General features: G+C 43.3%; 17 protein-coding genes. 7 read left to right on the top strand and 10 right to left on the bottom strand.

What is annotated here, in order from left to right:
* Positions 1–78: 78 nt before the first annotated feature.
* Positions 79–969, top strand: coding sequence for an alpha/beta hydrolase (locus A3K91_RS06790; protein WP_062844584.1), 891 nt, complete (start codon positions 79–81; stop codon positions 967–969).
* 192 nt (positions 970–1,161) lie between these two features.
* Here A3K91_RS06790 and A3K91_RS06785 read toward each other — a convergent pair whose 3' ends face one another.
* Together A3K91_RS06785 and A3K91_RS06780 are read right to left on the bottom strand one after the other, a co-directional pair.
* Positions 1,162–2,031: a phytanoyl-CoA dioxygenase family protein gene (locus A3K91_RS06785; RefSeq protein ID WP_062844583.1), complete on the bottom strand. Its 870-nt coding sequence runs from the start codon at positions 2,029–2,031 to the stop codon at positions 1,162–1,164.
* A gap of 39 nt (positions 2,032–2,070) precedes the next feature.
* Positions 2,071–2,931: a transporter substrate-binding domain-containing protein gene (locus tag A3K91_RS06780; RefSeq protein ID WP_062844582.1), complete on the bottom strand. Its 861-nt coding sequence runs from the start codon at positions 2,929–2,931 to the stop codon at positions 2,071–2,073.
* 209 nt (positions 2,932–3,140) lie between these two features.
* On the opposite strand from A3K91_RS06780, the gene A3K91_RS06775 reads away from it, so the two are divergent.
* Positions 3,141–3,890, top strand: a complete 750-nt coding sequence (locus A3K91_RS06775; RefSeq protein ID WP_062844581.1) for a class II aldolase and adducin N-terminal domain-containing protein — start codon at positions 3,141–3,143, stop codon at positions 3,888–3,890.
* Between the two features lie 156 nt (positions 3,891–4,046).
* Here the strand turns inward: A3K91_RS06775 and A3K91_RS14390 are convergent, their stop codons facing one another.
* The 5 genes from A3K91_RS14390 to A3K91_RS06750 are packed head-to-tail and all read right to left on the bottom strand — an operon-like array spanning position 4,047 to position 8,842.
* Positions 4,047–5,561 carry an amino acid ABC transporter permease/ATP-binding protein gene (locus tag A3K91_RS14390; RefSeq protein ID WP_062844580.1) on the bottom strand — a complete coding sequence of 505 codons (1,515 nt, stop codon included), beginning with the start codon at positions 5,559–5,561 and terminating at the stop codon, positions 4,047–4,049.
* Between the two features lie 33 nt (positions 5,562–5,594).
* Positions 5,595–6,731: an acetylornithine deacetylase gene (gene argE / locus A3K91_RS06765; RefSeq protein ID WP_062844579.1), complete on the bottom strand. Its 1,137-nt coding sequence runs from the start codon at positions 6,729–6,731 to the stop codon at positions 5,595–5,597.
* 9 nt (positions 6,732–6,740) lie between these two features.
* On the bottom strand, positions 6,741–7,709 hold the full coding sequence (locus A3K91_RS06760; protein ID WP_062844578.1) for a LysR family transcriptional regulator: 969 nt from the start codon (positions 7,707–7,709) through the stop codon (positions 6,741–6,743).
* A gap of 27 nt (positions 7,710–7,736) precedes the next feature.
* Positions 7,737–8,408 (bottom strand): DUF1028 domain-containing protein, encoded by a 672-nt coding sequence (locus A3K91_RS06755; protein WP_062844577.1) that lies wholly within the window; start codon positions 8,406–8,408, stop codon positions 7,737–7,739.
* A gap of 26 nt (positions 8,409–8,434) precedes the next feature.
* Positions 8,435–8,842: a RidA family protein gene (locus A3K91_RS06750; RefSeq protein WP_062845907.1), complete on the bottom strand. Its 408-nt coding sequence runs from the start codon at positions 8,840–8,842 to the stop codon at positions 8,435–8,437.
* Positions 8,843–9,161: 319 nt separating this feature from the next.
* Between A3K91_RS06750 and A3K91_RS06745 the strand changes: the two genes are divergently transcribed.
* Positions 9,162–10,424, top strand: coding sequence for a flavin-containing monooxygenase (locus A3K91_RS06745; protein ID WP_062844576.1), 1,263 nt, complete (start codon positions 9,162–9,164; stop codon positions 10,422–10,424).
* Between the two features lie 38 nt (positions 10,425–10,462).
* Here A3K91_RS06745 and A3K91_RS06740 read toward each other — a convergent pair whose 3' ends face one another.
* The gene (locus tag A3K91_RS06740; RefSeq protein WP_062844575.1) at positions 10,463–11,374 is read right to left on the bottom strand and encodes a LysR family transcriptional regulator; all 912 of its coding nucleotides are present in this window, start codon (positions 11,372–11,374) and stop codon (positions 10,463–10,465) included.
* A gap of 201 nt (positions 11,375–11,575) precedes the next feature.
* Here A3K91_RS06740 and A3K91_RS06735 point away from each other — a divergent pair, with 201 nt between their 5' ends.
* Both A3K91_RS06735 and A3K91_RS06730 read left to right on the top strand, forming a co-directional pair.
* The gene (locus tag A3K91_RS06735) at positions 11,576–12,253 is read left to right on the top strand and encodes a glutathione S-transferase family protein (protein WP_062844574.1); all 678 of its coding nucleotides are present in this window, start codon (positions 11,576–11,578) and stop codon (positions 12,251–12,253) included.
* 77 nt (positions 12,254–12,330) lie between these two features.
* Positions 12,331–13,458, top strand: coding sequence for a zinc-binding dehydrogenase (locus A3K91_RS06730; protein ID WP_062844573.1), 1,128 nt, complete (start codon positions 12,331–12,333; stop codon positions 13,456–13,458).
* A gap of 80 nt (positions 13,459–13,538) precedes the next feature.
* Here A3K91_RS06730 and A3K91_RS06725 read toward each other — a convergent pair whose 3' ends face one another.
* Positions 13,539–14,045 (bottom strand): hypothetical protein, encoded by a 507-nt coding sequence (locus tag A3K91_RS06725; protein WP_062844572.1) that lies wholly within the window; start codon positions 14,043–14,045, stop codon positions 13,539–13,541.
* Between the two features lie 884 nt (positions 14,046–14,929).
* Here A3K91_RS06725 and A3K91_RS06720 point away from each other — a divergent pair.
* Positions 14,930–16,207 carry a tyrosine-type recombinase/integrase gene (locus tag A3K91_RS06720; protein WP_062844571.1) on the top strand — a complete coding sequence of 426 codons (1,278 nt, stop codon included), beginning with the start codon at positions 14,930–14,932 and terminating at the stop codon, positions 16,205–16,207.
* Positions 16,208–16,266: 59 nt separating this feature from the next.
* On the opposite strand, the gene A3K91_RS06715 is transcribed toward A3K91_RS06720, so the two are convergent.
* Positions 16,267–17,667: an aminotransferase-like domain-containing protein gene (locus tag A3K91_RS06715; RefSeq protein ID WP_062844570.1), complete on the bottom strand. Its 1,401-nt coding sequence runs from the start codon at positions 17,665–17,667 to the stop codon at positions 16,267–16,269.
* Positions 17,668–17,836: 169 nt separating this feature from the next.
* Between A3K91_RS06715 and A3K91_RS06710 the strand changes: the two genes are divergently transcribed.
* Positions 17,837–18,508, top strand: coding sequence for a LysE family translocator (locus tag A3K91_RS06710; RefSeq protein WP_062844569.1), 672 nt, complete (start codon positions 17,837–17,839; stop codon positions 18,506–18,508).
* The last annotated feature ends 33 nt before the right edge of the window (positions 18,509–18,541 follow it).

The following is an 18,541-nucleotide window of genomic DNA, read 5'->3' as shown; positions in this document are numbered from 1 at the left end:
TAATGATAGATTTTTATTTAATATGCTTTTGATAATTGATGAAAATTTTGATAGTTAACGAATAATAGGGGCAATACTATGCAAGCATTCGAACGGGCAATGACTCTAGATGATAAAAAAGCCCGCTATTATGACTTATCTGCTTTGGTTAATAATAATGAAAACGCCCCGTTATCTCCTGCACATTTTTATGGCGGTAATGGTTTTACTACTGGTGTCTATCTGCCGCTATTAACCAAGCTCAGTGAGCAATTTACTATCAACAGTCTTGCTATGCGTGGTTATTGGTACGATCTACCATCCCTCAAGAAGCTCACTCGCGAGCAAGATGCTGATATATTGATTGATTTTTTAGAGAAGACACAGGATAACCCTGTCGTAGGTATTGGCCATTCTCAAGGCGCCACTGCTACTGCTATTGCAGCTGCTAAGCGTCCAGAGCTATTTTCACAGTTATACTTAATAGAGCCCGTTACTTTTACCAAATCGCAGATGCTCATCATGAACTCAGCACCTGATGATTTAAAGATAACTCAAGAACCTTTTAAAAGCACACAAGCCAAGCAAGCACAGTGGGAAAGCGTTGAATCGTACTATAACTATCTACGGGCACATCGTGCCTTTAAGCGTATTGATGACAGCAATCTCTATGTCTTTGCAAAAAATAGTCTCATCCAAAATGAGCAAGGACAATACAACTTGCTGTTTACCCCTGAGCAAGAGTTGGCAAGCTACTTCGATACCCCCTTTGTCAATGGCGCTTTAAAAGACCTTAATACTATTGGTTTGCCTTACACTATTATCGTTGGTAAACCTTCTATGTTTATTAGCGATAAAGTTCGTAAAGTTTGGCAAAACCTTGTACCTAACGAACGAATCATTGAGCTGTCGGATAATGGGCATCTGCTACCAATGGAAGCGCCTGAACAATGTGCAAACATCATTATGGAAGCGTTTAATGATAGTTAAGACGTTTTTTTAACGGTAATGTGCAATGGAATAACAAACTAGTACCTAGCATTTGGACTAGAGAAATTAAACAATCAAAGCTATTCGATAAGAGGCTAAGCCCTAGAAGTTATGCTCTCTATAAGGCCTAGCCTATAGTCTCTTATTTATACGGTAATCCAACTGGTTTTTATTGTGTAATCTAAAATCAGACTAACCCATCGTTGCCATTTCTTGCTGAGTGAAAAACGATGCACCCTTAGGTATTTCTGGCAGCTGTACAAGGTTGGGAGTCAATCTAACATTACCACTTATCGCGCCTTTTACCAAAGCGCCTTCATGCTTACTTGGTAGCGGGTTTGGTGATAGCGCATGTGCATCTTCTGCCTTGTATACGGAGATGAATAAGTATCTGGGCAAGTCGCTTTTGTTCGGCCCTGATGAATGCAGCAACCTACTATGCATAAAGCATATAGAACCTGGCTTACCGATACAGGGTACAAACTGTTGGCATTTTTTCGCTTCTATGTCATCACTCACTTTACCGACAAATTTCCCATTTTCCCAATGGGAAAACAGATCTTCTTTATGACTACCGGGCACCACCAGTAGCGGTCCGTTTTCCATCGTAACCTCACCAATCATCAATAATGCGGTGAGCATGTCATCATTAGTGTGCGGCGTAAATGGAAAGTCTTGGTGCCATTTGACGGTAGTCGACGTATTGGACAACTTGGCATTGATTTTACTATGGTGAAAGCATGTGCCATTACCACCTATCAAGTCACTTGCCATTTCTGACATATTGGATTTAAATGCCATATTGGCAAAGGACTCAGATATTTCTGTCGGTGATGTAACACGGCGTAGAGAGGGGTTTTTGGCACTGTGATCTTTTGGATCAATATCAAACCTTGCTCTACCATCTAATGTTGATCCCCAAGCTTCGGTATGTACCTTACTCTCATCTATCCAAAAATTTATTTGATTAAGAAGGTCTGTGAGATCAGTAGAGTCAATAGCGTTTTCTACTACTAAATAACCTCTATCGTGATACTGCTTAATTTGTTCATTGGTTAACATTTAATACTCCTTCCTTTTTTACTTATGCTGCTTATCCGATTAATTCATTATTTGATCGATATCTGCTTGGCTTGGAACGGTTAGACCGTAGACGCTCAGTATTTTTTCTAGATCACCAGACTGTTTCATTTTTTCTATACCGTCCGAGATGATTTGATAAGTTTCAGTATCACCTTTTTTCACGCCAATCCCGCCGACAATGGGATATAACTCTTGTGTTGAAGTGATTTTGACGCGATTGCCAAGTTTCATTTCCGCGGCTTTCATGACGGCGGCATCATCATATTGAATATCTACAGCTCTAGAGAGTAATGCTTGAGAGGTTTGCGGTGAGGTTTCGTATTCACGAATTTCGATAGCGCCTTGGTTTTGTTCAACACATTTGGCGGATATTTTTCCTAATTGATTGACAAATTCTGTCCCTTTCATCGCACCAACCTTTTGACCACATAAGTCATCTGCCCCTTGAGGTGCAAGGTCTGAGTCACCACGCACCAGCAATGAGATGTCGGTCTTGTAATAAGGAATCATATCAATCTGCGCTAAGCGATCTTTAGTGATGTACATTGATGAATACAGCACATCAAACTTGTCCCCTTTCAGCCCAGGAATGAGGTTTGCCCATCTGGTATCTTCCCATTTGGGTGTGATATCACCATTAAGCTCCGCTACTTTGGCCATAATCTCCACATCTACCCCGCCCGGATTGCCCTGCTCATCCAAATACTCATAAGGCGGAAAGGTCATATCAGAGCCTATGGTTAGTACTCGTTTATCAGCACCTGCACTCTCAGTAGCAGTGGTGCTGCTTTCTTGACTACTGGTAGGTGCTTCACTCGAACAGGCATTTAATACTAAGCCTGCAGCGGTAGAAAGTAATATCATTTTTAATGGCTTCATCGTAGTCATTCCTAGTGGGTTAATGAATTTAAACAACCGTATTAAATGTGTTGGTAACATCTTTATCGCTTAACTCAGTTATACTAAAGACGACCTATTAAAAGCAATTTTGAAAAACCTACCCACTACTACTGCAAATCCTATTTAAAAAAATCGCTTTGTTTTCAATGCACTCTGTATAGTAATAATTTTACATACAGAGGTGATTTATGAGTGAATCTAAGAGTAATAATCTCAAAAGTGAAGCGCAGGCACGCATTGATCTTTCCGCTTGTTTTCGTTGGTTTGCACGCCTGAATATGCATGAGGCGGTTGCCAACCATTTCAGTGCGTCGGTATCTGAAGATGGTAGTCAATTTCTGATCAATCCAAAATGGCAGCACTTTTCAACCATTAAAGCGAGTGATTTAATCTTGTTAGATACCAATAATCCTGATAATGAGTTATTGGCAAAAATTGACCCAACCGCGTGGGCCATACACAGTCAAATCCATCTATTAAGACCAGATATCAAATGCGTGCTGCATTTGCATCCGATTTATACGACTACCATCTCAACGTTAAAAGATCCGACCATTAAACCGATTGATCAAAACACGGCGCGCTATTTTAATCGTGTGAGCTACGATGATTGCTATCAAGGTATGGCTGATAGCAATGCGGAAGGCAAACGACTCGCCAGCTTATTAGGCGAGCATAGTCGTCTGATGATGGGCAATCACGGGGTACTTATCGGCTCGCACAGTATCGGTGTGGCATTTGATGACATGTACACCATTGAGCGCGCCTGCCAAGTGCTCACAACCGCCTATGCGACCAATCAGCCATTGCGCCTCATTCCTGACGACATCGCAGAAAAGACGGCTCAAGACTGGGAGTCTATAGAGGACTTTAGCGAAGCACATTTAGAAGAGATTAAAAGGTTACTGCTGATACAAGAACCTGATTTTATTGAATAATTTTTTTAGTAAAAACTTTGTTTGTCCAGCCTATCCATACTTGTCTGATATAAAAAATGCAATACTAAAGAAAAAGCCCTTATATCTATGGATTAAGGGGTTTTTTGGCGACTCTGATTGATATAAAAACTGATCTATGAAAACGAGTTCTTACTTTTAATTGATATTTTGTACAAACTGATTAAAGCGCTCGTTGGTACTGTTTCTAAGCGCCTCAGGTGATCCTTGCTCAACAATATGACCACCTTCCATAAAGATGACACGGTCGGAAATATCGAATGCAAAGCTCATTTCGTGCGTGACAATAATCATGGTCAAGCCTTCTTTGGCAAGCTGTTCCATTACTTTTAATACTTCACTGACCAGCTCAGGATCTAAGGCAGACGTTGGTTCATCAAACAAGATAATAGAAGGTTCCATCGCGAGGGCTCTGGCAATCGCTACCCGCTGCTGTTGCCCACCTGAGAGCTGATGCGGGTATTTTTTTGCATGGGACTTCATACCGACTTTGTCGAGCATCGCAATTGCGGTCAGCTGATTGATGCCTTTGTCATATACCTTATGGTACTGAGGTGCCAGCATGATATTTTCTAAAACAGTCTTATGCGGGAACAAATTAAAATTCTGAAACACCATGCCGATATTTATAATTTGCTCTTTAAAGGGCTTAGATTTATCGGTAAGAACAGTATCTTTTAGAAAAGGATTACCCATCAAATTAACCGTGCCTTTATTAAGTGTCTCCAAGCTATTTAACGTACGAATAAAAGTAGTTTTCCCTGAGCCTGATGGGCCAATAATAGACACCACCTCGCCCCATTTTACGTTAAGATCAATACCCTTTAGTACATGGTGCTCGCCATAAGATTTGTGAATATTAATGGCTTCCAGTGCATAATCGCCTTTTCGCTCTTGGTTTATTTCTTTGTAATTATTCAATGATTTATTGCTACTGATATTACCAACCAACTCACCTTCTTTCAAAATACCAGGCTTCTTTTGCGTAATATCGATAAACTTTTCAAAGCGTTGAATCAAGAAGCCAAAAACAGTGACAATCAAGATGTAGTAAAACGCGACCGCCAACATGGTTTCAAGCACCAAGAAGTTCTGTGCATACAAACGCTGTCCAACCAGTAGGATTTCTGTCAGAGAAATAACTGATACCAGTGAGGTGAGTTTAACGATAACGACAAACTCGTTGCTCAATGTAGGTAAGGCGATTCTTAGCGCCTGTGGCACCACAATCAGTCGCTGAATGCCCATCGGCTTGATACCTAACGCCTTACCCGCTTCTATCTGAGCTTGATGGACTGAGTTGAGACCACCGCGATGAATCTCAGCAATATAGGCGGTTTCACATAACGTTAAGGCAATTAGACCAGACATGAACGACGAAGATAAGATCACGCTGGTTTGTGGAAACACCTGCGGCATACTGTAAATGAAGATCAAAAGTACCAACAAAGGAATACTGCGAAATAACCAGATATAAGCGCGGCTTAATAACGAGACAGGTTTGAGTTTAGATTTTTTGCCCAGTGCCATCACAAAACCTAGGACGATACCCAAAATCCATACCAATACACTAAGTTCAATCACAGTTAAGGTGGCTTGCCAGAAGTTTGTGTCTTTTAGCAAGCTAAAAGTATATGCCCAATCAAATTGCATGATCTGTCCTCTAAAATTCGTTAAGGAGTGAAGCTATAACAACGTCGCAACAAGCTTGTCTAAAAAGTGACTGCAAGCGTTTAATTGACTAATAGCAATGTATTCATTGGGTTTGTGAGCAACCTCGATAGAGCCTGGGCCACAAACCAAAATAGGAGAGTCAAAACATTGTTGGAACAAGCCTGCCTCTGTACCAAAAGAGAGTTTGGTGATGTTGGACTGTGGCAATAACGCCTGGATACTTTTTAATTCTGGCTGCGCTTGGTTGGTCATTAGCCCAGGATACTGATTGATGTCTTGCAGCTCATAACGATAGATGGCATCTTTTGCCGCAAAATCCTTTAAGATCTGTGTTTGAATCGCGGCAATACTGTCTTCTGCGACATTGCGGATTTCATAGTCTAACTGACACAGATTGGGCACGACATTTAACGCTGTTCCGCCGTTAATCTTACCCACATGAATGGTGGAGTACGGAATGTCATACCCCGTATCTAGATGCCCTTCTTTGGCAACCACCTGCTGACTGTCAATCAAGCTTTGGACAAAGCTACTTGCCGCGTGAATGGCGTTGGCATAATTGGGCGCAAGAGCAGAGTGTCCTTCTGTGCCATAAAACTGTACTTGAAACACGGCCTTGCCTTTATGACTGGTAGCCACATCCATCAAGGTCGGCTCCCCTATAATCACCACTCTAGGCGGGACAATTAAGCTGCTCAGTTGCGTTAGGATGTGCCTGACACCCACGCAGCCGATCTCTTCGTCATAGGATAGGCACAGATGCAGCGGATAAGTTAAGGGCATGTCCGCGGCCCTTTTCATTATGACTAGCGCGCAGGCAATAAACCCTTTCATATCGGCGCTGCCACGACCATAAACATTGTTGTTTTTTATGACGGCCTCAAAAGGGTTAGTGTCCCAGTCTTGACCATCAACAGGTACCACATCGGTATGGCCTGACAACAACACGCCAGCGCTGTCTTTAGGGCCTGTGCTAATGAATAGATTGGCTTTGTTCTGCGCGTCGTTATAATTGATAGTGATGTCGATATTCTTATGATCTAAATAGTGTTTGACGTAGTCAATCAGTGGTAAATTACTCTTATAAGAGGTGGTATCAAAAGCAATGAGTTGTTCTAATACGGCTAGGCATTCTGAGTGATGTTGCATTTGCCTTCCTTATTCTTTTTGGTTTTTGATATGTGCTTCGGAGAAATATGAGACACTCATGCCAGGTATGTATTGGTTGGAAATAAAAGCTTGGCAGCGACTTGAAAAGGCCTGTTGGACATTGGTCAGGGTGGCGTTTTTGGGCGTGGCGATGCCGATTTTCATAGGCCTCATATCACCAGATATTCTAACCATGACCAACCTTTTACCATCGTTAGATAAGTTGCTCTTTGGGCGAACATTTAAGATGGTGTAGCCAATGTTGTTACCCACCATCGAGCGAATCACATCGACATATTTACAGGTGTCGATAATGTTGGGCTTGAGGTTGTTTTTGCGAAACAAAGATAGGAAGTAGTCATTACTGTAGGGCATATCGAGCAGGATCATTGGATATTCGGCCAGCTCTTCTAACGTCACCGCCTTGTGCTTGGCCAGCAGGTGCGTCTCAGACAATAAAACGTACGGCGGTAAGTCAGCCAGCGGTGTAAAATTGATGATGTTCTCATCGATATGTAAGTCGTACAGTAAAGCCAGATCTAAAGTGTTTTTTGTAAGCTCTTGCGTTAAATTGTGATGATCGTCAATCACCGCTTCTACATCTACCTGCTTATACAAATTTGCAAATCCATGTATGATTTCAGCGTAAACAAAAGGCGCAAAGGCTGAAAAACAGCCGACTTTGATCTTGCCGCGCATAATGCCTGTGAAGTCAGCCGACATTGAATACAGATCAGAGGATTGTGCCAAAATCACTTTACAGGCATCTTTGACCTGCTCGCCGATCTCGGTCAACAATAAACCTTTAGCATGCTGGCGAATGAACAGCTGGACATGAAGCTCTTCTTCCATATGTGCAATCGCGGCCGATATTGACGGCGAGGAGATATGTATTTTTTCAGACGCAATGATGATACTGCCGCTTTCTGCGGTAGTGACAAAATATTCCATCTGACGTAACGTAATTCGACTTAACACGATAGATCCCTTTTATTAAATAGCGGTTTATAAGTCTCCAGGCACGCCATAGCTCGGTGAAATAGTGGGGTTCAAGGCTCGCACAATATAGTCATCTAATTGCGGCTCATAGATGCCCCACAATTGCTGTAAGTCCTCTATGGGCGTGTCTGACCAATCCACTCGTAGATCGACAATCGGCCATGTGGCCTTGTCTACTACCAGCAAGCCTGCCGAATGCACCTCCCCTTCTTCACCGCCCGCGTGATAACCCGATACTAAGCTTTCAAGCAATCTGCTGGCAAGAGAGCCTTCGCTTTGCTCAAAAGTCATGAGCATCTTTTCAGGAACAGCTGTGCTAGACAGCATATTACCAGCACAGGCAGCACGTTTACCTTGCGCAGTCGCAAACGTCCCCAAGGTATGCTCACCGCTAAATACAAAAGGTGCATCGGTCGCGCTAAGTGCCATCAGCTGCCGATACTGAATAAACTCAGTGCTCTTAATCAGCTCATGACCGGCATCGATCGGGGTTAGGTTGTATTGCATCATTTCAATCAGTATTTGCGACAAGTTAGGGTCAGTGATGTTTTGACTAGCAACTACGCCAACGCCTGCCTTGGCACGAATACAGCGAGAGGCCACGGCGGGTGATGAGGAGCTGATCGCTGCACCCAACTGCCCTGTTTTTTCACATCGCGCAATAATAGAAAATGTCATTATATATCCTTAGTATAATTATGGTTTTAAATTACAGCGGTCGCATCGATCTCAACCAGCCATTCAGGACGTGCTAGCGCAGAGACTACAATGCCCGTAGAGACAGGATGTACACCCTTTAGCCAGCGCCCAACCACCCGGTAGACGTCTTCGCGGTATCTGGGGTCTATGATATAGATGGTGATTTTGCAGATGTCAGTCAGCTCACCACCTGTCTCTTTTAGCAGCATACTGATGTTGTGCATCGCTTGCTCGGTTTGGCCTTTGACATCACCCACACACACGCTCTCACTCGTATCTAGGTCTTGGCCGATTTGCCCACGCAAAAACACAATACTGCCTTTTGCGACGACTGCTTGGCACAAGTCGTTATCGATATTTTGCTCAGGGTAAGTTTCTTGGGTATTAAAGGTTCGAATACGGGTATGTTTCATAGATGTCATGGTTGATCTCTTATCAGTCTCAATTCTTCAAGAAGATGGACAGTATGTAATGGTTAAAGGATGTGCTATCGCCTTACAAACAGTATGTCGCAAATCAAATTCAAGGCAAATTAAGATTTCCTTTCCAGTGGTTAGGCTAAGCCATATCAGAGTGATTCGGTTTTTTTGAGGTAGCTATTCAGGACATACGATTGTCATTTTAAATACAGAAAAATTAATATGATTTGGGTGGATGTGACCTTTATAGAGAGTCATATCTTCAAAAAGTAATGATTCAAAATATTAATTTTTATGCAGAGAGAATGGTCATATGTCAATCGATAATAAAAGTGTAGACACACTGGTTGTGGGTTCAGGTCAGGCAGGTATTGCGATGAGTGAGCATTTGGGCCATCTCGGTATTGAGCATGTCGTCTTAGAAAAAAATAGAATTGCCGAGGCGTGGCGCACGCGTCGATGGGATTCATTAGTCGCCAACGGTCCCTGCTGGCATGATAAATTTCCAAATATGGACTTCCCTCATGATCCAGACAGTTTTGTGCCGCACGGCGAAGTCGCTGAGTATTTTGAAAACTATGCCAAGATGATTGACGCACCGATTGAGACGGGCGTAGAAGTACAAAACATTGTCAAAAATAAGAACAAAAAAGGCTTTAGCGTCACCACCAGTCAAGGCACGCTTTTTGCCAATAATGTCGTAGTCGCCACAGGACCGTTTCAAAAGCCACTTATTCCTAAAATTGCCCCACAAGACACCAGCCTGTATCAAATACACTCGGATCACTATAAAAATCCCGAGCAGCTGCCTGAGGGTGCGGTACTGATCGTCGGTGCTGGCTCATCAGGAGTGCAAATTGCCTCAGAGCTAAATAGTGCAGGTAAAAAGGTATACTTATCCGTTGGCCCGCATGAGCGTCCGCCGCGCAAATACAGAGACAGAGACAACGTGTGGTGGCTGGGTGTTTTGGGCACATGGCATGAGACCACGCCGCCGCAACGACCAATTAAGGGTTTTGCAGTGAGCGGTATGAATGGCGGACAAAGCGTTGATTTTAGAAAGATGGGTCATGAGGGTATCACTCTAGTTGGCATGACCAAGGCATTTACTAACAATACCGTATCGTTTAACGATGATTTGGTTGATAACATCGTCAGTGCCGAACAAAGCTATTTAGACAATCTTGAAGAAATGGACAGATACATTGAAAATAATGGTCTAGATTTGCCTGAGGAGCCTGAGGCCAAGGTGTTTATGGATATACCTGAGTGTATGACCATGCCCATCGACGCGCTCGATTTTGACAAAGATAATATCACCAGTATTATCTGGGCATCTGGCTTTGGCTATGATTACCACTGGCTCGATTTTGATATTTTTGCAGACAATGGCGCACCAATACATAACAAGGGTGTCACTAGCGAGCCGGGTATTTATTTTGTCGGGTTGCCGTACTTGTCGGGCAAAGGCTCTAGCTTTATTTGGGGTGTGTGGCATGATGCGAAGCGTATTGCTGAGTATATAGAGATCCAAAGACACTACCAGCGTTATCAACCCTCTAAAAAAACCGAATAATAGTTTTAGAAGAGAGGTCTATGGTATTGCTTTATTCCCTAGACCTCACCACCAACTTTTATCCTTTCTACCAAAAAATCGACCGCCGCCTTTACCTTGGGTACCAAATATCGCTGTTTTTGATATAGTAAATAAATCGCCATGTCCGCATGCTGAGTGACTGCCAGCTCATGCTCAAACGTCAGTTCTTGCAGCGCACCAGACTCAAGGTAGGATGCCAATGCCCAGCGCGTAGACATTAAAATACCGTCGCCCGCACAGGCTCTTTGTGCTAACCACGGCCCGTTGTTTGAGATCGCGACCACGGACCCTGAGACATCATGCCATTGCTCATCCACATAACATAACCAAGGGGTTCGCCCTGATGGCGCTTTAAAATAAAGTCCCCGATGTTCCTTTAACGTCATGACATGGTCAGGTACGCCATATTTTTCCAAATAGCTGAGGGACGCCACTGGAATAAATTCATTATCCATGAGCCTTATTGCAAGCACCCGCTCGTTCGGTGCGTAGCCACCACGAATCGCAATATCGACATCATCACGTCCCAGTGTTGACAGCTCATCACTCAAACTGACATCGAGCACGATTTGCGGATACAACACACTAAACTCATCCAGTAACGGCAGTAGTATTTTTTCACCAAAACCCACCATCGAGCTTATGCGTAGACGTCCGATCGGTGTGGTTTGATAACTGCGTACCGTTTCTTTGCTTTGCTCTAGCTGGTTCAATATGTGCTGCATATCATTATAATAAACCTGCCCTACCTCCGTCAGCTTCACGATTCGAGTGGAACGCTTTAGTAGTGTCGCGCCCAAACTCTTTTCTAAATCAGAAACTCGTCTTGATAATGAGGATGGCGGCACACCAAATACCTTCGCCGCTTTGCTAAAACTGCCTGTCTCGACCACTTTACTAAAATATCGTATCGCCCGTAGCTGATCCAAAACCTATCTCCATTCAATAAACAGTCAATTTTCCAACATATCTGTATCAATTATTACGTAATTTGACCTTATTATTGTCTTAAAGGCAATAGTGATTCGCGTTTTGCCCTATATATCACCTCATTAAAAACAGTAATAATAGGTGCAGCTTGAACATGACAACTAAAAACAATACTCACATCCATAATGGAATAATAATTTATGATTACTTTGCATGGTTTTCCCACAAGCAACTATTACAACATCGTCAAACATGCGCTGTTATACAAAGAAATACCTTTTCAAGAACATCTTATATTCACTGACAACGACAAGTTGTTGGCCGTTAGTCCTGTGGGTAAAGTGCCCGCTATCACAACAGATGAAGGCGTGACGCTATCAGAGTCGAGTGTCATTTGTGATTTTATCGAAGAGGCTTACCCTGACATCCCGTTATATCCTGAATCTGCTACTGAGCGCGCAATCGTACGTCAAATTATGAAAATAGCAGAGCTGTATTTTGAATTACCGAGCCGCCGCCTCATTCCTTATGTGTTTTCAGGTACACAAGCTCCTGACACTCTCAAACAAGAAGTACGTCAAGTGCTCGCCCGCGGGATTCCTGCCTTAAACCAGTTGTGCCAGTTTTCACCTTGGATTGCAGGTAAAGCGCTTACGATGGCTGACATCTATATGCACTATGTAAACGTCGTCGTCATTGGCTGCGCCTCAACCCAACTTGACTGGGACGTGCTAGCCGAGATACCCGGTATGAAAGAATGGAACAAGACCATGACTCAATCTGACATTGCCCAAAAAATAGAGGCTGATCGCGTCGCTAATATGCCTGAGTTTATGACACATATAAAAGCTCAAATACAGGCAGCACAGCCTAAATAATGGCTTTTAGCATAAAATAACACCCATACGATAACAATAGTGAGTGATGCCGCGCATCATTCATAGGAGAAAACATTATGACCGATAAAAACAAACAACTGGTATCCACCATCAGTGATGACAACAAATTAACCCTGTCTTTAAAAGACATCGACATGCCGCAGCCCGGTCCTGATGAAATTGTCGTGCGCATGGAAGCCATGCCATTGAACCCCTCTGACTTTGGGGTGATGTTCAGCGCCGCTGACATGTCAACTGCCACCCAGTCAGGCACCGATGACAGCCCTGTAATTACTGCTGATGTGCCTGAGAAAGTCATGCCAGCACTCAAAACGCGGGTAAATAAAGACACGCCTGTCGGTAATGAAGGCGCAGGTACCGTCGTTGCAGCAGGCTCATCAGAAGCCGCGCAAGCACTCATGGGAAAAATGGTCGCTGTGATTGGCGGCGGTACGTACCGTCAATATCACTGTGTGAATGTGAGAAGCTGTATAGAGATGAAAGATGGCACCACAGCCACCGAGGCGGCATCGTCTTTTGTCAATCCGCTTACCTCACTGGCAATGGTCGAAACCATGCGCGCTGAAGGTCACAAAGCTATTGTTCATGCGGCAGCGGCGTCTAGCCTCGGGCAAATGCTCAACCGAATTTGTATGGCTGATGGCATTGATCTGATCAATATCGTACGTAAAGAATCACAAGAAAAGCTACTGCGCGATATGGGCGCAAAATACGTGGTCAATTCAAGCAGTGAGACGTTTACCAAGGACTTAACCGCAGCGATTATCGAAACAGGCGCAACGATTTCATTCGACCCTATTGGTGGCGGCAAGCTGTCTAGCGATATTCTAAACTGTATGGAAGCCGCAATTACTCACGATGTAGAAGAATACAGCGTCTATGGTTCAGACGCCTTTAAACAAGCCTATATTTATGGTGCCTTAGACCGCGGCCCGATCACCTTAAACCGTAACTTTGGTTTTGCGTGGGGTGTGAATGGATTTTTATTATTTAATGCACTTGGCAAGCTGGGCAGTGAAACGGTGAAAGCAATGCGTAAGCGCGTGGCAGAAGAAATCACCACTACCTTTGCGAGCAGCTATACTCATGAAGTCACGCTAGAAGAAGCACTGCAATTAAAATCAATCGCCGCTTATGGCAAACAAGCGACTGGTGAGAAATACTTGATTAAACCTCAAGGCTAATCATTGTTTAAAGGATAATTTAGAAATAAAAAAAGCAGATATCGAGATGTCTGCTTTTTTGTGCTTAATTGTTATAGGGCTTAATATACGTTCTTTGCTAACCATACTTTATGAGTCTTATTGTGAGAAATCAGCCCATTACTTACAAGTCCTGTTAAACAGCCGAACCTTGAATGGCCTTCAACTAAATGCAATTCACAATCTAACTCAAGAAATATAGGTGGTCTTTTCCAAGTATGATTATGTTCCCAGTGCGCTACAGTTTGATCTGTATGACCAATTAGCTTCCAGTTTAAATCTGTCGAAACTCGATGAGACTTCTTACAACAGGTATCTACCCACTTTTGGAAGTAAGGAAAAATTGAAGCATGTGACATGTTTTCAAATGTGAGATTCACAATCTCCCAGTTTAGATTATAAATATCTAATTCAGCATATTGCTCTTGAAACTGAAAGTTACGTCCATGATCTTGATAAAACTGTTCTAAAACATCTACTGGTGTATTAGGCAAATTTAAGATCAGCTCATCAATGTCTATACGTCCTACTTGGTCACTCGAAAGATTTATTAATTCTTTAAATTTCAAAATTTCCTCACAATGTAAATTTTGGAGCTTATGAATATTTTAACTTATTAAATTTATTTCTTATCTGTAATTGCATTAACACCTCAAATTGATAGTTTTCGAGAGTATAAAGGGGATTGATAATATACAGGACTAACTTTTTTGCAAAAGATATAAGATTTCGCATAGTTTTTCAGAAACAGGATAGTCTTTATACTAGATATAGTTATCGGTATTGAATCCCACAGGCTTGTATTGTCGATTCAGTACAACCCTCGATCTATCTGACTATTTTTTTATACAGTAAAGAAAGTATACTGCTCGAAAATCTGTAAAAACTGACATAAGCTAACTCCGATTATAAAAAATTGTTAGTTTATAAATTATCGTGCTGTCTCATAATTCCACTAAATAATTCTAAAGTAAACAATTGATTATAAGTAGTCATAAGCAATACCGTGTTTGAACATCTTCTTTTTTGCACAGAACCCTACCATTACCCTGATAAAAAAATTCTATGCGCGTACGCGAGCATGATTTTTATAAAAATATCTCTTAATCTATTGAAGTATAAAGCGTGCAGGCGATATTTAATCCAATTATCTGACTGTAAAAGCGCTTATCAGTCGCTTTAATTCACTTATTTCTCTCAAGACCTCTCTTAGTTAGCCCATTTTTCACTTAATATGGCTCTTTATGACAAAATCATCCCCAAGTGAACCTTGGGGATGATTAATGGTAAAAACCTTTTATTTAAAAGGACTGTATGATTGATATAATAAACACCAGTGTCCATACTGGTGTCCAGTAGCAAGTGCCCATTAATATATGGTGACCTCACAAAAATAGAAATAAAGGATCACTAGCTATCATCCACCTTTTTATAAAACTTACGGATATCCTTTATGGCTGTCGATAATGCAAATGATATTAATAAACTTGAATACCGAGATAAAGACTACTCGGTCAGCGTTTCAGGTGTCGCGGGTCTGAGTATCCGTGTCTATCCAAATGGAAAAAAAGAATACTACCTACGCTACGCTCATCCCCACATCACAGGCAAGCGGCCCAGAATGATGCTGGGTAAGGTCGAGGACATTAATCTATACGAGGTTAAGTATAAAGCGGAAACCATACTTAACATGGTCGCAAACGGCTCTGATCCCAAAGCCATACAGCAAAAAGAACAAGTCAATAAGTATACCCATCTAAAGAACGCTACTTTCGCTGAGATTGCACAAGCATGGCGCGCGCACAAAACAGCAGGTCGCCAACACAGCAAATCTAAAAAGCCTGCGTTTAGTGAATCGACGCTCAAGTTTTGGGATTTGTGTCTTGGCTATATGTGTCATGAGATTGGTGACTTGAGAATGAACGATATCACCAGTGAGATGATATTAAGTGTGTGTGAGGCCATTCAAAATAATGACAATCAAGCCACCTTCGTTGGTGCAAGCACACGACTGTATACCGAAAAAGTATTTTCTTTTGCCGTCGCGCGCGGATTATGCGATAGAAATGTGGCGATTGACACGCGTGGCGAGCTGGCACCAGCTGGCTCAGGTAATCACTTGCCAGCCATTACCAAGCCCGATCAGTTTGCAACGCTTTTACAAGATATGGCCAATTTTAAAGGGGCAAGCAAGATCACCCTTGAGGCCATGAATCTACTACCCTATATATTTGTCCGTAGTATCGATTTGCGCTCTATGCGCTGGCAGGACATCGACTGGGACAATAATGTATGGGCATTCTCCCCTACTAAAGGTGAAGGTCGTGACGATATGGTCTCACATTTAGTGGTGCCATTGGCCACCCAAGTCATCGCACGTTTACGACATATTCACTCTATCAGCGGTCATAACGACTATGTCTTTGCGTCGACGCGCGCTTCAAACAATGCTTATATTAGTAAGGCCGCGCTGGTGCAGGTGTTCCACCGCATGGGCTACAAAGACGTGCAATGCGCGCATGGGTTTCGGGCCTCCGCCAAAACCTTGCTCATGGAACAGCCTGGTCTGCGTTACTCAGATATCGTCACAGAACTGCAGTTGGGCCATAGAATCAAAGATACTCATGGCGGCGCTTATAACAGACTCGATGAGATTGATACGAGGATACAGATGATGCAGGATTGGGCAGACTATATAGATACCCTGCGAAGCTATTCTGAACATATTTAAAAAGAAGTCATTCCAAAAAAAACTGACTTTAAACACCTGAACAAAATAGAGACTTATATTTAATTGTCTAAATACTTCCCCAACCATGCTAAAAATGCATCGCTAGTCGTCGATACGTTCAAGCGCAGATAGGTTGAGGCGCTGGCATCTGGATGAAACAACTGCCCAGGTGCCACCAGCCAGCCATCGCTATAGGCATCTAGTGCCAACTGGCTGGTATCTTGCTGAGTATCTACCCACACAAAAATGCCTGCCTGCGTATGCTCAGGATAGGCAAGTCCAATCTTTGGTAATGCTTTACGCATCCTCTCATGCGCATCATATAAGTGTTGATGGACTTTTTTAATCTGCCGACGGTACTCGCCGTGCGTCCATAGATGGTGAATGACGCGCTCACCAAATTCTGGCGTATTCATATTACTCAAGGTTTTGATTCGCAGCACCTCATCAATGAAATTATCGGGGCATACCAATAGGCCGACGCGCCAACCTGATGCCATCGACTTTGAAAATCCCGTCGCATAAAACACGCGCTCGAACTGATCAAGACTGGCATAACGCAGGACTTGACTGTCCGGTACAAACGCGGCGTATAAATCATCCTCAAAAATATACGCATCGTATTTATGGATAAGGTTGAGCACTTGGTGCGCCCGAGCAGGATGTAGATTATAAGAGGTGGGATTGTGTAGTACGCTGTTGGTCAAATACAGCTTAGGGTGATATGTCTCAAACAGCTTTTGCATCTGCTCAATGTTGGGGCCTTGATGGTCGCGCTCGACAGCGACAACATTGAGTCCTTGTTGCTGTAGGCAACTCGATAGCCAAAACCAGCCCGGCCCATCAACCACTACCGTGTCACCCACTTCGGTTAATAGCTGTACGATCATGGTGATGGCTTGCGATATGCCTGCGGTGGTAATGACATTGTCTGCATAGGTCTGCATACCAAGCACATTCAATTGCTGAACCAGCTGCTGACGCAGCGGCAGATAGCCTTGCACCTCGCCATAGTCGTAGATGAAGCTATCCGCTTGCTGAGTGACCTGCCGTATGGCCCATTCCATCTTGTCATTACGCACCCAGTCTCTGGGTAAGGTTCCTACCCCTGGTGATCGGTGATGCGGAATGTCACTAAACACCTGCTGTACCAGCCAGCGTGTGTCTATAACGGGGTACTTGGTACCGACTTTTTTATCACTATTAGGTTGAGCGAGTGTTGCTTGTACATTCACATAGTAGCCTGAACTTGGCTTAGCCACCAATACATTGGTCGCCACCAGTTGCTCATAGGCTTGCACCACCGTAAAGCTCGAGATACCCATTAATTTTGCTAATTTGCGCACCGATGGCACACGCTGATTGGGCAAGTAAATTTGCCAAGCAATACGCTGCTGTAGCCATTCAGCGACGGCAGCGGTCTTCGTCAAATTAGGATTGAGTTTGTAATTTTCGACCATAATGAGCGCACTTATCTTGGACTATAAGAATCTGAATATAAAAAACTGTCATGTTAAGTATGACTATACACTTTGTTCACCATCAGTGGAACTGTATCGGGTCTGTCATGGTCATCTAGACTATAGTTGATCTCTTCAATCACATTGAAGTTTTGAGGAGAATAGATAAATGGGCATAACGGCAGGCTTGGAAGGTAGCATCACCGCGTTGGCTATTTTCTTATTCATTAACTCCATCACACCCGGACCCAATAACTTAATGCTGCTACATGGCAGTATCAAGTGCGGATTTTGGGCATGTCGCTGGCATATGCTCGGTATTACGACAGGCGTTGCTGTCATGCTTGGACTGAGCTATTGGGGTATGGCAACTTTGGTAGTTGGCTTTCCGGCGATTATGTTGACGATAAAAGCACTGGGTACGCTCTATCTATTATGGCTTACTTATCATATGGCAAAAACGGACTTTACCGCGGTTGTCAATGAAGCACTGCAACAGGAGCTGGCAAGTAAAACAAGTGGCGCAACCACCGCAAAAAACCGCGTGGGCGATTTACCACTAAGCTTTGGACAGGCATTGCTGTTTCAGTGGCTGAATCCAAAAGCATGGACCATGACAATGGTGACACCCAGTCTGGCCATGTTTCATACCAGTAACTCGTGGCTGGACAACCAGCTATTGCTGATTATGTGTGCCATCATCAATATCTTGTCGATCAGCTGCTGGGCGGCAGGCGGGCACTGGCTGCGCAAACTGGTACATTTACCGCATGTGATGCGGATTATCCATACACTGATTGTATTGATGACGCTGTATTGTGCCGTCATGCTATGGCGCTAAAAAGCAAGCAAGGTGACGATTAAATCACAAACG

Origin of the sequence: Psychrobacter alimentarius (assembly GCF_001606025.1) — a bacterium.
Lineage (GTDB): Bacteria > Pseudomonadota > Gammaproteobacteria > Pseudomonadales > Moraxellaceae > Psychrobacter > Psychrobacter alimentarius.
This window is presented reverse-complemented; position numbering and strand designations above follow the sequence as displayed.

What these genes read in the sequence shown, in the direction of transcription:
- A3K91_RS06790 (WP_062844584.1), top strand. Translation starts at nt 79, where the DNA reads ATGCAAGCATTCGAACGGGCAATGACTCTAGATGATAAAAAAGCCCGC.
- A3K91_RS06785 (WP_062844583.1), bottom strand. Translation starts at nt 2,031, where the DNA reads ATGTTAACCAATGAACAAATTAAGCAGTATCACGATAGAGGTTATTTA.
- A3K91_RS06780 (WP_062844582.1), bottom strand. Translation starts at nt 2,931, where the DNA reads ATGAAGCCATTAAAAATGATATTACTTTCTACCGCTGCAGGCTTAGTA.
- A3K91_RS06775 (WP_062844581.1), top strand. Translation starts at nt 3,141, where the DNA reads ATGAGTGAATCTAAGAGTAATAATCTCAAAAGTGAAGCGCAGGCACGC.
- A3K91_RS14390 (WP_062844580.1), bottom strand. Translation starts at nt 5,561, where the DNA reads ATGCAATTTGATTGGGCATATACTTTTAGCTTGCTAAAAGACACAAAC.
- argE (WP_062844579.1), bottom strand. Translation starts at nt 6,731, where the DNA reads ATGCAACATCACTCAGAATGCCTAGCCGTATTAGAACAACTCATTGCT.
- A3K91_RS06755 (WP_062844577.1), bottom strand. Translation starts at nt 8,408, where the DNA reads ATGACATTTTCTATTATTGCGCGATGTGAAAAAACAGGGCAGTTGGGT.
- A3K91_RS06750 (WP_062845907.1), bottom strand. Translation starts at nt 8,842, where the DNA reads ATGAAACATACCCGTATTCGAACCTTTAATACCCAAGAAACTTACCCT.
- A3K91_RS06745 (WP_062844576.1), top strand. Translation starts at nt 9,162, where the DNA reads ATGTCAATCGATAATAAAAGTGTAGACACACTGGTTGTGGGTTCAGGT.
- A3K91_RS06735 (WP_062844574.1), top strand. Translation starts at nt 11,576, where the DNA reads ATGATTACTTTGCATGGTTTTCCCACAAGCAACTATTACAACATCGTC.
- A3K91_RS06730 (WP_062844573.1), top strand. Translation starts at nt 12,331, where the DNA reads ATGACCGATAAAAACAAACAACTGGTATCCACCATCAGTGATGACAAC.
- A3K91_RS06720 (WP_062844571.1), top strand. Translation starts at nt 14,930, where the DNA reads ATGGCTGTCGATAATGCAAATGATATTAATAAACTTGAATACCGAGAT.
- A3K91_RS06715 (WP_062844570.1), bottom strand. Translation starts at nt 17,667, where the DNA reads ATGGTCGAAAATTACAAACTCAATCCTAATTTGACGAAGACCGCTGCC.
- A3K91_RS06710 (WP_062844569.1), top strand. Translation starts at nt 17,837, where the DNA reads ATGGGCATAACGGCAGGCTTGGAAGGTAGCATCACCGCGTTGGCTATT.